Genomic DNA, 15369 nt, shown 5'->3' with positions numbered 1-15369 from the left:
TTACACGCCTTTTTTTCCCACCATTCAAACTAATTTAATACCACTCCTAATAAATTAGTTTGTCTACTAACTAATTAGTAGTATCATTGTATAAAATTAGACACATGCTAAAACTGGCAAAAAGGGAAGAACAAATCATGCAGGTATTCTGGGATTTAAACAAGGCATTTATCAGGGATATTATCCCATTGCTGCCCGACCCGAAACCACACTATAACAGCGTGGCAACCATTGTTAAAATACTGGAAGAAAAAGAATTTCTTGAAAGGGAAACGGCTGGTAACATGCATAGCTACTATCCTTTAATCGGAAGGGAAGAATATCAAAAATTTGCGCTGAAAGATATTGTCAGCCAGTATTTCGACAACTCCTATCCCCGCATGCTGGCCTTTTTTGCAAAGGAGCAAAAGCTCACCGAAAAGCAACTGACTGAAATAGTAAACATCATTAAAAAAGACAACAAATGATTCCTTACATTTTGTATGCCGCACTTATTCTTACAGCCTGTCTTGTTTTTTATAAGCTGCTGTTACAAAAAGAAACTTTTTTCCGGTTAAACAGGTTTGTATTACTGGGCTGCATGTTGCTGGCCTTTGCTGTGCCCTTGCTGCATGTACCGCAACAAATGTCGTTTAGAAAAATGCCTTCGCAGGCAGACATAATAACTGCAACAACGCTCCAAAATACGGCTGTTCAGTTAACAGAAAAAAATGTACCTGCACTCATTGAAAACGCAGAAAAGAACTCCTCCATCAATTTTCAACAGGTAATGCAATGGGCTGTTTATTTATATTGGTTTGGTGTAATTCTTTTTGCGCTCAACTTTTTAATGCAGGCTGGTGTGTTGCTGTATAAAGCTTATTCAAAACCAGTTATTAAAGACGGACCCTTTCGCATTGTAGAAATCAGTGGTGATAAAGCTCCCTGCTCTTTCGGCAATAATATTTTTATCAATCCTGAAAAATACGATTGGGAAACTTACAGTCAGGTGTTGCTGCACGAAAAAATACACATTGAACAAAAGCATACACTTGACCTGCTGCTGGCGGAAATAGTGCTCATCTTTCAATGGTTCAATCCCTTTGCCTGGCAGTGGCGTAAAGAACTGGAAAACAACCTTGAATTTTTTACGGATGACACCTTACTGCAGCAGGAGGCCGTAGAAAAAGAAAGCTACCAGATGAGCCTGCTAAAAGTGGCTGCGCCGCACTTTCCCTTGAGCCTTACAACAAACTATAATCAATCACTTCTAAAAAAACGATTACTCATGATGAACGCCAAAAAATCAAACGTGCATACAATCTGGAAATACTTTTTCCTGTTGCCCCTCATGGTATTATTTGTATGTTTCTTTAACGAACCAATTGTCAACAGTCAAACCCTTTCATCAAAGGCAAAACCAACTGCTCATCCGCGGCATGAGCATGGAATGAGAACTTCAGGCAGCTGGTTTGCCACCATAAAAGGTGACAAAGTAAGCATGCAGTTTAAAAGTGATGACGATGACAAATCAAACAACAACAATACCTTTCTCCTGAGCGAATTCAGTAGTCTTCCAAAAGGAACACAGGGTAATTTTACTTTAACACGTGAAGCTGGCACGATGGAATTTACCGGTAAATTTGAAGGCGACAATGGCATGGGTAAATACAAATTTGTAGCCGATAAAACTTACAGTGATGCCATGCAAAAAGAAGGCATCGGCGTTACCGAAGATGATGGGGAACTGGTGTTCTTTTTATTAAACATAAAACAGTCCTATGTACAAATGCTGAAGAAAAATGGCTACAACGATCTGGACAAAGACAAACTGATTCCTTTGGCAGCCCTTGACATCAGCGAAGCCTATATTTCCTCCATAAAAGAAGCAGGCTTTAAAGACATCAGCCTGGATAACCTGGTTCCCTTTAAGGCATTGAACATCGATAAAACCTACATTGAAGAAATCCGCAAAGCGGGATATAAAAATCTTGATCCTGAAAAAGTAATCACTTTTAAGGCACAGGGTATTGATGGAAAATACATTGCCGATTTTAAAAGTTCAGCACAGGCTGAAAAAAATAATAACGGTAATAGTGATGATAAGGATGACGCAGTCATTGACAATAAAAATAAAAACACCGATAACAATAGTAAAAGTGATGATGGTTATGATGATGTTATCGCTTTTAAATCATTGAATATTGACAAAGATTTTATCAATTCTTTTAAAGAAGTGGGTTATAACAATTTGGCAAACCACGACCTCATTGCGATGAAATCGCTGGGTGTTACGCCTGAATATGTCAAGGGATTTCACAACGCAGGGTTCAGTAATATTAAGCCTGATGATTTGGTCGCCCTGAAGTCACAAAACGTAACTCCTGCACTGGTAAAAAACTACAAAGACCTGGGATTTGATAATGTAAGCCTGGAAGATATTGTTGGCGCAACTGCAACCGGTACTACTCCCTCTTTTATAAAATCAATGAGAGATAAAGGCCATAATATGAAAAGCGTTGACAAGTATATTGCGTTAAAGTCTGTGTTAGGCAATTAACAGAGAGACAGACCTCTGCAAGTTTATCAAAACCAATTAACCAAAAAGTTTACACCCAAAGTGTAAACTTTTTTTTTAGATCTAACTTTAAAGAAAAATTATTTTTCGTTGTAAATTTTAAATTTATGAAAGAGTATATGTTCTGTATACCAAATGCCCCGCCGGTTAAAAAGAAGGAGCTACTGGATCCAGCCGATAAAAATAAGACTGATGTAGCTTAAAAACAGGCGAAGTTTTCAGGAAAGGCTGCTGTTTTTTTTATATATTGTATCAGATTATGAGCTATCATTTTCAATATACAACCCTGGATGCATCCGCTATTTTCAAACAATTAAAATCGGCCTATGGCATCAATGATACAGCAACCCGTATTGATGTACCGGTAGCATTGGGTGGCGGTTTTACCCAACACCTGCGCCTGCTCTCCGACATCGAAATATTGATCTCTGAATACGATTATGTACAGGACATTCTTTTTAAACACGAAGCGGAACTGACCAACAACCTGGTATTATGGTTCGACATGGCAGTTACTACCGGCCAGCAATTCAGCATTAACAATCAACGAAAAACGCTTGATTTGCCAGAGCAATTCAATGCCTATTTATTAAACAGCGCTTTTAGTTTTTCGCAACTCCGCAACAAAGGCACAAAAGGAAAATCAATCATGATTTTTTTACCGCTGGCTTTAATGGAACAACTCTTTAATCCCGTTTACCTGCAGGAAGTGTTAAGCAATTATTATGCGGTGTTATGCAGGGGAATTGCCTTTGCCCAGCTCTCTGCCTCGCAGGAAAAAAAAGTAAATTCCATTTTTTACCAGTGGCAGAAAAATAAAAATATGGTCAGCATTACCAAAAATATTCACCAGCTGGTAGAATGGTTTTTCATGACTTTTTTTAAAAAATTTGCCGATATGGATGAAACTGTTTCGGGAGAAGAAACTGCCGATCTGCTGGCAATTGAAGATGCATTGAAACTACAGGTGGAATATGCTTCTCCTGACATTGAATCATTAAAAAAAATAACTGCACTTCCTTTTTCACAAATTGAAAACAAGTTCAGAAAGCTGCACAATAAAACATTGCATCAGTATTTCAAAGAACAAAAAATCCAGCAGGGTATGTTGTACTTGCGGGAGGGCAAACAGGTATCCGACGTGGCTTTTGAACTGGGTTATGCCAACCCAAGTAATTTCTCTTCTTCATTTAAAAAAATGTACGGCCTTACAGCAGATGAATTCCGTAAGCAATTTCAAAATGATTAACCCATGACTATTTTCACTTACGACTTTAGTGACTATGAAAATTACTGTAAAGAATTTGCGGCTTTACTACAGGTTCCATATGAAAATAATACCGTTCGTTTTCCGGAAAAAATTGCCAGCGGCCAGGTTAAATTATTGTCTTTTCCCAACGGTCTGCAGGCCATCATACATGATTGTGTTCTTCACCAGGACTTCACCTGGCAGCGGATGGCTTCACTGCCGGAAATTTTTATATTAAGGGTGGATTATGTAGAAATCAAAACCGCACTGCAGGTAAACCTGGATGGTGAGGTGTTCAGGGACACATCTGATATCTACAGCAGTATTGTTTTAACCAGCTCGCGTTTTGGTTTGGATATCACCTTGAAAAAAGGGACCGTTTTAAAAACCGCTAATATTATCATCAGGCCTGAATGGCTGAAAAAATACCTTCCTGCTGATGCTGTGAATTATTGGTTGCATGCCTTGCGTTCACTTAAATTAAAAGGGGTAAATATGGTGCCAATGGATTTTAATACAAGGCAGTCGTTGTTTAGTATCATCAACATGCCCGCAAGTGACCCGGCTTATAATTTTAAAGCGCTTACAAGAGTATTTGAAATAACGGATTACTATTTTAAAAAAATAAATGTGCAGTTTAAGGAATGGGATCAGCAGCAAAAGCGTTTTGACGATATTGATAAAATTATTGAGCTGGATGTTTTTTTAACGCGTGATTTTAACCAGCCTGCCCCCACACTGGATGAGATGGCCACCAGTGTGCACATGAGCCCCAGTAAATTAAAAACGCTTTTTAAAAAAACATACGGACAGTCCATTTACGAGTATTTCAATGCCAGCCGGCTAAACCAGGCAAGGCACCTGCTGCTTGAAAATAATCTTTCCATTAAAGAGGTGGCCTGGCAAATGGGTTATTCTGCCGTGTCTAATTTTTCTGCGGCTTTTAAAAAGCAATTCCATATTTCGCCGGGAGAAATGTTAACTACGCCTTACTAAACTGTGGCCTTTAATATCCTTATAGATCATAATCCCCCCTCTTTCTTTTATCCAACCAGCACATATTTGTCTTTTTTCATAAAAGACAAACCCTTTATCAGGTTGCAGCATCTTTTTTTTCATCGCACCTTTGCACTCGCAATTAGCGCATTTATTGTGTAAGAAATACATAATACAATATCCCTGAAATTTCACTTCGTTTTTTCCGTAGCTATTAAGACAAGTTTACTTCTGTATGGGTTGCTATTTTAAGCGACCAGGTACGCCCCGGTTTTAGATATAATATCCTTTACGCCAACAGAAGACGCATTTCTTTTCAGCAATGCAAAGCCATCCGCCCTGGCGGATGGCTTTTAAAAGTATGACTATGGACCCTGTACGAAAAAAGATCTTTATTGCCGGTGCCGGCAAACCGATCGGCATCTCTTTGCTAAAGCGTTTAAAAAATGAAAATGTAGCCATAACATCGCTGGTTACAAACTGGAAGGAACGCATCAGAATTTTCCGACTCTCGGATAAAACCGTTTGTGCACCATTGTTTGAGCCAGTCAAATGGCAAGAGTATATTAAAGAACATGATGTGCTGATATATTGTAACCAGGATTTCACCGGTGAGGAAAACAGCTATGCAACCATCGATTTGTCAGATGAATTGTTTGCCGATCTTGTCTCCATCCAACAGGTGATGCAGGTAAAAAGTTTTATGTACATGACTAATCTTGTAAAGGCCGATGAAGAGTTTCATTTTCTGGATAATTGAATAAAATACGTGCTCTTACAAGCAGCCTGTGCATAAGCATGAATTACATAATTAAAGTGCTATGCCTTAGACTACCCGAAATACAACGTCAGGCCTTACCGCTGAAAACAGGTTCATCCATAAAAGGCTGATTACGTAACCGCTTTCCCGCGGCTTTATAAATGGCGTTCGCCACTGCTCCACCAGTGGGTGGCAATGCAGGTTCGCCCAATCCTGTAGGGTCGATGCCGTTGTCAACAAAATAAGGCTCTATCTCCGGTATTTCCTTCATTCGTATCAGCCGGTAATTGTGAAAATTGGATTGCTCCGCTGCTCCATTTTTAAAACTCAGTTTACTGTACATGGCATGACCCAACCCATCGGTGATGCCACCCATCACCTGCTGACGGGCGCCGCTCAGGTTGATCACCTGTCCGCAATCTGCCGCGGCATAAATCTTTTTTACCACCGGTTTGCCCGCCTGCATTGCTACTTCGCAAACCTGTGCCACATAACTCTGGTGAGAAAAATAAACGCTGAAACCCTGTGAAATGCCTGGCTTCTTTATTCCCCAGCCGGATTTTTCAGCAGCCATTTTTATTACACCTTCCATGCGGTCGATATTATATTTGATGGCGCCGGCCGGAGTTATTCTTGCTTTGGATAGCAGCTCCAGCCTGAATTGTACCGGATCTTTACCAGCTGCTTCCGCCACTTCATCAATAAAAGCCTGCTCTGCAAAACCCAAAAAATTGGTGATGGGTGCACGCCAGGCGCCGGTTGTTACGGGCGATTTATAATCGATGCTTTCAATCAGCAAATTATCTACCGCCCCTGAGGGAAAATTATCTTCCCGCACGAGATTACCGGCATTGATGCCTACGCCGCGGCATTTATAGCCCACCAGATTTCCTTTGGCATCCAGGGCTGCTTCAAAGTGATACCGTACGGCAGGACGATAGTTACCACCGGTCATATCATCTTCCCTTGTCCAGATCAGTTTTACGGGTGCTTTAATGATACTTGATAATTCTGCTGCTTCAAGCACATAATCAAATTTCAATCTGCGTCCAAATCCACCGCCAAGGCGGGTAAGCTCCAATGTAATTTTATCTTCAGAAATATTTAATAATTTGGACACTGCAGTGCGTGCGCTGGCGGGTGTTTGCGAGGGGCCAACCAGTTCTACTCCATCTGCTTTTACATGCGCAAAAAAATTCATTGGCTCCATGGGCGAATGCGATAAAAACGGGCACTGGTATTCTGCCTTTATTATTTTTGCAGCCGACGCAAAAGCCGCATCAACATCGCCATCCTTTCTTTTTACTTCGGGTTTTCCGTTGTCCATCACTGTTCTAAAAATAGCATTGTGATCAGACGTACTTTCAATAGCTCCCTCATTTTCATATTCGACTTTCAGCAGCTTCCTTGCCTTAATGATCTCCCAGGTTGATTTGCCTACCACGGCCACGTTGTTTTTAAATACCACCACATCAATAATCCCTGGCATGGCTTTCGCCGCGGCACTGTCTACCGTTTTTATTTTCGTACCAAATGCCGGCGGGCGCTGTATCATGGCAAACAGCATCCCCTCCCGGTAAAAATCCAATCCAAACATTGGCTTGCCGGTTACTATGCCTTTGTTGGCAACATTTTTCACGGCATGACCAATGATCTTAAAATCTTTCCTGTCTTTTAGCGGAGCGTCTTTCGGCACCTGCAGCGTTGCAGCCAGTGCAGCCAATTCTCCAAAACCTGCTTTCTTCCCGCTGGCTGCATGCAATACAAACCCATTGCTGGCAGTACATTCCGTTACTGGTACACTCCATTGTGTTGCCGCAGCCTGTATCAGCATTGCCCTCGCTGTTGCCCCGGCCATTCTCAATCTCTTCCATGAATGAGGTACCGCACCGCTACCTCCTGTCAACTGGCGGTCAAAACTTTTAGTGTCCAGTGCTGCTTGTTCAACTTTTACTTTTGTCCAATCGGCATCCAGCTCTTCAGCAACAATCATCGGGAAAGACGTCATGATATTTTGCCCGAGTTCCGGGTTGGGGGATAGAATGGTAACCCTTCCGTCAGCTGCAATAGACAGGTAGCTGTTGAAGCCAATACTTTTTTCAGGGAACGATCCTTTAAGCACAGCGGGCGCTTCCCCATCTGCGCCAAACCAGCTAAAACCCAATACAAGTCCGCCTCCGGCGATGGCAGCTTTTTTCAAAAAATCTCTCCGGCTGTTGATTGATTGTTGCATGTGCATTAAATTTTTGTGCTGGCTAATTGGATGGCTTCCCGGATGCGGTGATAGGCGCCGCAACGGCAAATATTTCCCTGCATGGTATCTTCAATTTCAGTCAGGCTTGGATGAGGATTTCTTTTCAGCAAGGCAGCGGCCGTCATGATCTGACCCGCCTGGCAATATCCGCATTGCGGTACATCCGTTTCATCCCAGGCTTTTTGCAAAGGATGATCTCCGTCCACTGATAAGCCTTCAATGGTTGTAATGGCAGCAGTTCTGACTGCCGACACCGGCAACGAACAGGAACGCATCGCCACCCCATTCATATGTACGGTACAGGCGCCGCATTGTGCTATGCCGCAACCGTACTTCGTTCCCAACAATCCGAGGTGATCCCTGAGTACCCATAGCAAGGGTGTATCAGCAGCAACATCGGCAGTAAGTTGCTTCCCGTTTATTTGTAAATTATATACCGGCATAGTAAGCGTTTTTATGTGTATAAAACTACAAAATTTTGAAGAAGATGGAGCTATAAAATTCAAACAGCATGTACAGGTGCACAAATATTTTGCTTTTCAATAAACAGTATCTTTATTTAAACTAAAACGATTTGTATGCAGCCATTCAGACATCTTATCCTGTTCATTTCAATTGTTATAATTTCCTGCAATGCCGTCCTTGCCCAGTCTGCAGAAGGCAGAGTCCGAATTATCATGATCGGCGCACACCCGGATGACTGTGATGTAAACAGCGGCGGCACCGCGGCTATTTTTGCAAAGATGGGCTATGCGGTAAAATTTCTTTCTGTAACCAATGGTGATGCCGGCCACCAGACAATGAAAGGTGTGGCACTGGCCAAACGCCGCTACGCCGAAACTCAGGAAGTTGCCAAACGACTCGGGATAAAATATGATGTGCTGGACAACCATGACGGCTTACTGATGCCCACCCTTGCAGTGCGTCTTCAAATCATCAAAAAAATAAGGGAATGGAATGCCGATGTAGTGATTGCGCCCCGGCCCAACGACTACCATCCGGATCATCGTTATACGGGGGTACTGGTGCAGGATGCGGCCTATATGGTATCTGTACCCAATGTCGCTCCTGAAGTTCCAGCATTAAAAAAGAACCCGGTGTTTTTATATTTCCAGGATAATTTTCAGCGGCCCAATCCTTTCCGCCCGGATATTGCTGTTGATATTACCAGCGTAAATGATCAAAAGGTTTTTGCATTGGATGCACATGTGTCGCAGGTGTATGAATGGTTGCCTTGGATAGGACATTATCTAAACGAGGTACCAAAAGATAAAAACGACCGCATTAAATGGCTGGCAACTAAATGGGTTGAACCCATAACACCCGCGATAAAAACTTCGCTGGCCAGATGGTATGGTGATGAAAAAGCTGCGCAGGTAAAATTCGCGGAAGCATTTGAAATTTGCGAGTACGGTGCACAACCGGATGAAGCGGAAATAAGGCGATTATTCCCCATGCTGGTGAAATAAAAATTATTTTTTTAAGTTTGATGCCCTGGGTGTCAGCTTTTCTTTATTATTTATCCTAAGTCATCCAGATGAATTGCGACCCGCAGCGTCTGCTGCCTGCAACCATCTCCTTCAGGATATGATCTGCGCCACAAATGATTTATACTTTTAAGTCCCGCTAAGCTTTCATCCCTGGATACAACTATACCGGCATATAATGTGTTATATCTGTCTAAACGAATCAACATGCATCACAAAATAGGTCTTTTTGCATCTCTAATTTTAATAGTACCATCCATGTTTAGTTGTTCAACAATACCCAAAGGTGCCCAGCCCGTTCAGCATTTTAATAAAGACAAGTACCTCGGTAAATGGTATGAAATTGCACGTATGGATTTTCGTTTTGAAAAAAATATGATCAATACAACTGCCGAATATTCGCTCCGGACGGATGGAAAAATAAAAGTAGTGAACCGCGGTTTCGATACTACAAAAGCTAAAAATAAAACAGCAACGGGCAAAGCTAAATTCAGGGGAAGCAGCGATGTAGGTGCTTTGAAAGTGTCTTTCTTCGGTCCTTTTTATGCAGCATACAATGTAATTGCCTTGGACGAAAATTATCAGTATGCACTGGTGGCGGGCAAAAATCTGAAATATTTGTGGCTGCTCTCAAGAGAAAAAACAATGCCGGAAAATGTAAAGAAAGATTACCTGCAAAAGGCGCAGGCCCTTGGCTATAAAACTGCTGATTTGGTATGGGTAAAACAGGATTAATAAAATGGTAATTACTGGCAGAATGATTAAAAATTATCGCAACAATGCTACCGAACGGCATATATTTTACGGAGTATCATTGGATAAGGTGCTCTGAATTATTCTCACTGATATTGGTTATTTTTGACTGAGAAAAATATTAAGTATAACTAATGATTAAACTTTTTATTAAACAGTCACATGAGTAAATCATTGCTTATCAGTCCCAAAATTTTCCCTAATAATTTTGATTTTATCCGCTATTTTCTTGCTGCTTCAGTAATATTGTGCCACAGTTATGTGATGTATTATGGTACCGTCAATTTTTTAACCAAAGAACCATTTCTTGTCTGGAGTCATGGACAGATCAGCATTGGCAGTATGGCTGTTGATTTTTTTTTCATTATCAGCGGCTTCCTGATTTTAAAAAGTTTTGAATCATCTTGCACCACAATTAATTATCTCACCAAAAGGATATTAAGAATTTATCCTGGTTTTATAACTGCCTTTACGTTGAGCATATTGATTGCCGGCTTTATCGGAACAGGATTGTTGTTTGATTGGATGAACTACCGGCAGTACCTAACCAATCTTCATAAAAGAAACGAACTCATTCATCTCTTTACGCTTCAAAACCCTTATCAGTATTCCTTTTTTAAAACATCGCCTGAAAAGGGGCTCAACCTTTCTTTGTGGACTATACAGTTTGAATTTGCATGCTACCTGTTAGTGCCTTTATTTGCACTGGCAGGATTATTTACAAAAGGATGGGGACTGCTCCTTGTGTTTCTCTGTATGTACCTGGTATTTACACTTCAGCTGAATGGGTATATTTTTCCTTATACAGATAAGCAACATTTATGGTTTGGTAACCCATTTTTTTTACCGCGGTTTATAACTTATTTTTTAGCGGGGTCATGTTGCTACTATTACAGAAGTTCAATTGTACGAAATAATTTAATCGCTGCACTCGCATTTTTTGTTATCGTTATCTCTTTTTGCTGGTTTAAATGCATTGATGAGGTGTTGCCTTTTGCAGGAGCTTACCTGTTATTTTTTATCGCCTTTCATCCCCGTATTTCATTGGGTAATTTTGCCCGTTATGGCGATTTTTCTTACGGTGTTTACTTGTATGCCTGGCCCGTACAACAAGTGTTGGTGTATTTTTTTTACACTTCGCTAAATCCGTGGACTTTATTTTTCTACGCCTTGTGTATTACAACAATACTGGCATTTTGCAGCTGGCACCTGGTTGAAAAACCATTTTTGAAATTAAAGAAATGGAAGGCTGGAAAGCCAAACCCAATACCGGTTGTTATTTGAAACAGCAGTTGCATAAACCGGTTTATTAAGTTGCCACCTAAATTGCCCAAGCTCTTCTCACCTGATTTTTTTGATTGCTCAAAATTGTTCCCGTTTTACTTCCCGTTTGTCCACATAGGTTTGTGCTTTAGTATCACCTTGTAAATCTTACAATCGGCGGTATGAGCGCCTGACAGGTAGCCAATGCTCATTAAAAATTCATTTACAATTTCGCAACCGGTAAAGCGAAATGTTTTTTTAAACAGCTTAACCCACTCTTCCTTTGTTTTTGGATGATGCAATGCAAGCCATTTTTGAAAAGAACCAAATTCCTTTTGCAGCGTTAAAATTGCATTGGCATTTTCAATTGCGGCATTTACCTTCAACCGGTTACGGATAATACCGGGATCAGCCAATAGCCTTTCTCTGTCTTCATCCTGGTAGGCTGCTACTTTTTTTATATTGAAATTATCATAGGCTTTTCTAAAAGTTATTTCCTTCTTTAAAATCGTTTCCCAGCTTAAACCTGCCTGGTTAATTTCTAGTACCAGTCGGCAAAATAATTCGTTGTCGTCGTTTATGGGAAAGCCATATAATTTATCGTGGTACGCCTTATGCAGCGCCTGTCTTTCTCCGTTCATTAAATTAATTGCATTGCAGTATGACATATTTGTTATTTAAAAGACAGGCCGGATTCCACCTGTGTAAATAGTGATTTGATAAATTAACTGCGTCAAAGTTATAATCAAACAGGGCATCAAATTCATAACAGATTTTTTTTGTTTGCAAGCAGTTTACTTTGAGTTTTACAAATGCCAGTCAGTCTCTGCATGCTCCGTTGCATATATCTCTATATCAGGGTTCTGACACTGATTCTAGAATGCACTTTACATTAATAGCCATTTGTTTTTAAAATATAAAATATCTGCCGTGCTCAACCGTCTATATAATAAAAATCAAACGGGCCTGCTATTTGCTCAACTTTACAGGCGTACTCAATACTTTTTACATGTGGTTACAATACAATATTTTTTTTGCAAAATTGATCCGGGCATTGCGGTATCAGCAGCCTACTTTTATACTGTCATGCTTTTTGGTGGGTTTTACTATGACAAGTCTTGCTCAGGATAACTGGGAATTAAGGCAGGATAAAGAGGGCATAAAAGTCTATACCAAAAACATGGACAACTCTGCATTTAAAGCAATTAAAACTGTTTGTATTATTGATGCAACACCAGCTGTATTAACAGCTGTTTTATTGGACATTAACAACAGCGCTGAATGGGTATATGCCACAAAAAGAGCGGTATTATTGAAGCAGCCTTCCCCGGATGAACTATATTATTATTCAGAAATAGCCGTACCATGGCCCGTAAGCAACCGTGATTTTATTGTCCGGCTGAAAGTTACACAGGATGAACGGACCAGGGCTGTTACGGTGGTGGCGGATAATCAACCCAAATATTTGCCCGAAAATAAAAACATTGTCCGTGTGCCGCAATCCAGCAGCAAATGGCTGATAGAACCTTTGCCGAACAACCAGGTAAAAATTGAATACATATTGCAGGTTGACCCGGGCGGCACGGTACCGGCCTGGCTTATCAATTTGTTCGCCACCAAAGGCCCGTTTGAAAGTTTTAAGAGCTTGCGTGAACAGGTAAAAAAACCGGTATACAAACAGGTAAAACTTGCATTTATTAAAAACTGATAACAGGTGAAAATTCGGGGACAACTGCAATGCGTTTATACCCCCCTTCTGACCTCTCCGCATTTCATCAAGTCCTGTTTTCCAAATCATAAAAAGTTAAAAAAATGATATCTCGCTGAATGATTGCCCCAATCATTCAGTGCTTTTTTATATTTGCACCATACAATCTTCAGTCGTAATTTTTAACTCAACAAGAAATGAAAAAGATCAGCAGGTTAATAATGGTATTGTTTTTAATGGCAGCAACGGGCAGCATAATCACAACGGTACAGGCACAAACCAAACAGGAAAAACTAGTAACCAACAGTAAAGAAGCAAAGGCAGCCTTTATTAAATCAGACAAGCTGATGAACAGCCTGTTTAAAGACAGTTATGCTTACGCAATTTTCCCCAGCATTGGCAAAGGTGGTATGGGCATCGGCGGCGCTACGGGCAATGGTGTTGTGTATGAAAAAGGGGAAATGGTAGGCACAGCCAATATGGTGCAGGTAAGCATCGGTTTTCAATTTGGCGGACAGGCGTACCGGGAAGTAATCTTTTTTGAAAGCGAAGAATCGCTGGATAAATTTAAAAATGATAAATTAAAATTTGCCGCCCAGGCAAGCGCTGTGGCAGTTACGGAAGGGGCCAGTGCCAATGCAAAATACCAGGAAGGTGTGATGGTATTTACGCAACAAAAAGGCGGCCTGATGTACGAAGCCTCCATTGGCGGACAAAAATTTACTTATAAGGGGCTGGAAGAAAAAGAAGAAGAGGAAGATAATTGACATTACGATTATTTCCCGAAACGAAAAATCCAAAGCTCGCAACGCTGAAAATGCATAAAAAAGGGAACAAAGAATAAGCTATAATTTATTCTTTGTTCCCTTTATATTGTTAGTTCACTTTGTATGAAACCCTATGCGTTAGCCGCTGCAAAATCTCTGCGGATAATGTTCAGTGCGCCACCTGCTACAAACCATTCAATCTGCTGTTCATTGTACGTATGATTTACCAGGATGGTTTCTATTGTGCCGTCAATATGGTTCAACACCAGGTGCAATGCTTTGTTGGGTGCAAATGAAGTCAGCCCTTCAATATCAATCGTATCGTCTTCCAGTATTTTATCGTAGTCTTCCTTGTTGGCAAAAGTAAGCGCCAGCATACCTTGCTTTTTTAAATTCGTTTCGTGTATGCGTGCAAATGATTTAACCAATACAGCCCGTACACCCAAATGACGGGGTTCCATAGCAGCATGTTCTCTTGAAGAACCTTCTCCATAGTTTTCGTCACCTACCACGATAGTTCCTATGCCCGCAGCCTTGTAAGCCCGTTGTGTTGCAGGCACTGGTCCATATTCGCCCGTAAGCTGGTTTTTTACTGAATCTGTTTTTTCGTTGAAAAAATTCACTGCACCGATCAGCATGTTGTTGCTGATATTATCCAAATGGCCACGGAATTTTAACCAAGGCCCTGCCATACTGATATGATCGGTAGTACATTTTCCTTTGGCTTTAATCAGCAGTTTCAGTCCTTTCAGATCAACACCTTCCCATGCTGCAAACGGATCAAGCAACTGTAATCTTTTACTGGTTGGAGAAACGATTACCTGTACTCCGCTGCCATCTTCAGCAGGCTGCTGGTAGCCGGCATCTTCCACCGCAAAACCTTTTATGGGTAATTCAAAACCTGTCGGTGGATCCAGCTTTACTTTTTCGCCTTTATCATTGATTAAATAATCTGTCAGGGGGTTAAAAGAAAGGTCGCCTGCAATGGCCATTGCGGTTACTATTTCCGGACTGCCTACAAAAGCGTATGTATTGGGGTTGCCATCGGCACGTTTTGCAAAGTTGCGGTTAAAAGAATGCACGATGGTATTTTTTTCTGCCTTCTCTGCTCCTACCCTTGCCCACATACCGATACATGGACCGCAGGCGTTGGCAAAAACTGTAGCGCCTATTTTATCAAACACGCCTAAAAATCCATCTCTTTCAATTGTATAACGAACCTGCTCACTGCCGGGTGTAATGGTAAATTCCGAATTCAGTTTTAACCCTTTTTCGCTTACCTGTTTAGCCAGGCTAACGGCACGGCTGATGTCTTCGTAGGAAGAGTTGGTGCAACTGCCGATTAAACCTACTTCAATTTTTGTTGGCCATCCATTCGCTGCAGCGGCTTCTTTCATCTTGGAAATCGGCGTAGCTAAATCGGGGGTAAAAGGACCATTTAAATGTGGTTCCAATGTATCCAAATCAATTTCGATTACATGGTCAAAATAGGCTTCAGGGTTAGCATATACCTCTTCATCACCGGTTAAATGCGCTGCAATGGCATCTGCAGCACTGGCAATGTCTGCCCTGTTG

At 41.1% G+C, this 15369-nt stretch carries 14 protein-coding genes; 10 read left to right on the top strand and 4 right to left on the bottom strand.

What is annotated here, in order from left to right; all coding sequences use genetic code 11:
• Positions 1–104: 104 nt before the first annotated feature.
• The 5 genes from JWR61_RS13645 (at position 105) to JWR61_RS13625 (ending at position 5562) form a co-directional block, all read left to right on the top strand.
• A complete protein-coding gene (locus JWR61_RS13645) occupies positions 105–467 on the top strand; it encodes a BlaI/MecI/CopY family transcriptional regulator (RefSeq protein WP_301928326.1) in 363 nt (120 codons plus the stop codon).
• A complete protein-coding gene (locus JWR61_RS13640) occupies positions 464–2539 on the top strand; it encodes a M56 family metallopeptidase (RefSeq protein WP_301928325.1) in 2076 nt (691 codons plus the stop codon). Before JWR61_RS13645 ends, JWR61_RS13640 begins: the two co-directional genes overlap by 4 nt.
• Positions 2540–2816: 277 nt before the next feature.
• Complete coding sequence (locus JWR61_RS13635; protein ID WP_301928324.1) at positions 2817–3806, top strand: AraC family transcriptional regulator; 990 nt, start codon at positions 2817–2819, stop codon at positions 3804–3806.
• A gap of 3 nt (positions 3807–3809) precedes the next feature.
• Positions 3810–4802, top strand: a complete 993-nt coding sequence (locus tag JWR61_RS13630) for an AraC family transcriptional regulator (RefSeq protein WP_301928323.1) — start codon at positions 3810–3812, stop codon at positions 4800–4802.
• Between the two features lie 367 nt (positions 4803–5169).
• Positions 5170–5562, top strand: coding sequence for a hypothetical protein (locus tag JWR61_RS13625; RefSeq protein WP_301928322.1), 393 nt, complete (start codon positions 5170–5172; stop codon positions 5560–5562).
• An 88-nt stretch (positions 5563–5650) separates the two neighbouring features.
• Here JWR61_RS13625 and JWR61_RS13620 read toward each other — a convergent pair whose 3' ends face one another.
• Together JWR61_RS13620 and JWR61_RS13615 are read right to left on the bottom strand one after the other, a co-directional pair.
• Positions 5651–7795, bottom strand: a complete 2145-nt coding sequence (locus tag JWR61_RS13620) for a xanthine dehydrogenase family protein molybdopterin-binding subunit (RefSeq protein WP_301928321.1) — start codon at positions 7793–7795, stop codon at positions 5651–5653.
• A gap of 5 nt (positions 7796–7800) precedes the next feature.
• A complete protein-coding gene (locus tag JWR61_RS13615; RefSeq protein WP_301928320.1) occupies positions 7801–8259 on the bottom strand; it encodes a (2Fe-2S)-binding protein in 459 nt (152 codons plus the stop codon).
• Between the two features lie 135 nt (positions 8260–8394).
• Here JWR61_RS13615 and JWR61_RS13610 point away from each other — a divergent pair, with 135 nt between their 5' ends.
• The 3 genes from JWR61_RS13610 to JWR61_RS13600 all read left to right on the top strand — a co-directional run bounded on the left by JWR61_RS13610 (position 8395) and on the right by JWR61_RS13600 (position 11340).
• On the top strand, positions 8395–9285 hold the full coding sequence (locus JWR61_RS13610) for a PIG-L deacetylase family protein (protein ID WP_301928319.1): 891 nt from the start codon (positions 8395–8397) through the stop codon (positions 9283–9285).
• 225 nt (positions 9286–9510) lie between these two features.
• Complete coding sequence (locus JWR61_RS13605; RefSeq protein ID WP_301928318.1) at positions 9511–10038, top strand: lipocalin family protein; 528 nt, start codon at positions 9511–9513, stop codon at positions 10036–10038.
• 180 nt (positions 10039–10218) lie between these two features.
• Positions 10219–11340 (top strand): acyltransferase, encoded by a 1122-nt coding sequence (locus JWR61_RS13600; protein WP_301928317.1) that lies wholly within the window; start codon positions 10219–10221, stop codon positions 11338–11340.
• A gap of 95 nt (positions 11341–11435) precedes the next feature.
• Here the strand turns inward: JWR61_RS13600 and JWR61_RS13595 are convergent, their stop codons facing one another.
• Positions 11436–11987, bottom strand: a complete 552-nt coding sequence (locus tag JWR61_RS13595; RefSeq protein WP_301928316.1) for a DNA-3-methyladenine glycosylase I — start codon at positions 11985–11987, stop codon at positions 11436–11438.
• 440 nt (positions 11988–12427) lie between these two features.
• Between JWR61_RS13595 and JWR61_RS13590 the strand changes: the two genes are divergently transcribed.
• Both JWR61_RS13590 and JWR61_RS13585 read left to right on the top strand, forming a co-directional pair.
• Entirely contained in the window at positions 12428–13027 is a 600-nt protein-coding gene (locus tag JWR61_RS13590; protein ID WP_301928315.1) for an START domain-containing protein, read from the top strand.
• A 197-nt stretch (positions 13028–13224) separates the two neighbouring features.
• Positions 13225–13794 (top strand): YSC84-related protein, encoded by a 570-nt coding sequence (locus JWR61_RS13585; RefSeq protein ID WP_301928314.1) that lies wholly within the window; start codon positions 13225–13227, stop codon positions 13792–13794.
• 131 nt (positions 13795–13925) lie between these two features.
• Here JWR61_RS13585 and JWR61_RS13580 read toward each other — a convergent pair.
• Positions 13926–15369: aconitase family protein (locus JWR61_RS13580; RefSeq protein WP_301928313.1), on the bottom strand; the 1444-nt coding region annotated here is incomplete at its 5' end.

Origin of the sequence: Ferruginibacter sp., from assembly GCF_028288465.1 — a bacterium.
GTDB lineage: Bacteria > Bacteroidota > Bacteroidia > Chitinophagales > Chitinophagaceae > Ferruginibacter.
Note: the sequence above shows the minus strand (reverse complement) of the source record. Positions and strands in the feature narration are given on the sequence as shown.

Bases quoted from the DNA above. Each gene is read 5' to 3' on its own strand.
- JWR61_RS13645 (WP_301928326.1), top strand. From the start codon at position 105: ATGCTAAAACTGGCAAAAAGGGAAGAACAAATCATGCAGGTATTCTGG.
- JWR61_RS13595 (WP_301928316.1), bottom strand. From the start codon at position 11,987: ATGTCATACTGCAATGCAATTAATTTAATGAACGGAGAAAGACAGGCG.
- JWR61_RS13585 (WP_301928314.1), top strand. From the start codon at position 13,225: ATGAAAAAGATCAGCAGGTTAATAATGGTATTGTTTTTAATGGCAGCA.
- JWR61_RS13615 (WP_301928320.1), bottom strand. From the start codon at position 8,259: ATGCCGGTATATAATTTACAAATAAACGGGAAGCAACTTACTGCCGAT.
- JWR61_RS13630 (WP_301928323.1), top strand. From the start codon at position 3,810: ATGACTATTTTCACTTACGACTTTAGTGACTATGAAAATTACTGTAAA.
- JWR61_RS13635 (WP_301928324.1), top strand. From the start codon at position 2,817: ATGAGCTATCATTTTCAATATACAACCCTGGATGCATCCGCTATTTTC.
- JWR61_RS13625 (WP_301928322.1), top strand. From the start codon at position 5,170: ATGGACCCTGTACGAAAAAAGATCTTTATTGCCGGTGCCGGCAAACCG.
- JWR61_RS13605 (WP_301928318.1), top strand. From the start codon at position 9,511: ATGCATCACAAAATAGGTCTTTTTGCATCTCTAATTTTAATAGTACCA.
- JWR61_RS13620 (WP_301928321.1), bottom strand. From the start codon at position 7,795: ATGCAACAATCAATCAACAGCCGGAGAGATTTTTTGAAAAAAGCTGCC.
- JWR61_RS13640 (WP_301928325.1), top strand. From the start codon at position 464: ATGATTCCTTACATTTTGTATGCCGCACTTATTCTTACAGCCTGTCTT.
- JWR61_RS13600 (WP_301928317.1), top strand. From the start codon at position 10,219: ATGAGTAAATCATTGCTTATCAGTCCCAAAATTTTCCCTAATAATTTT.
- JWR61_RS13590 (WP_301928315.1), top strand. From the start codon at position 12,428: ATGACAAGTCTTGCTCAGGATAACTGGGAATTAAGGCAGGATAAAGAG.
- JWR61_RS13610 (WP_301928319.1), top strand. From the start codon at position 8,395: ATGCAGCCATTCAGACATCTTATCCTGTTCATTTCAATTGTTATAATT.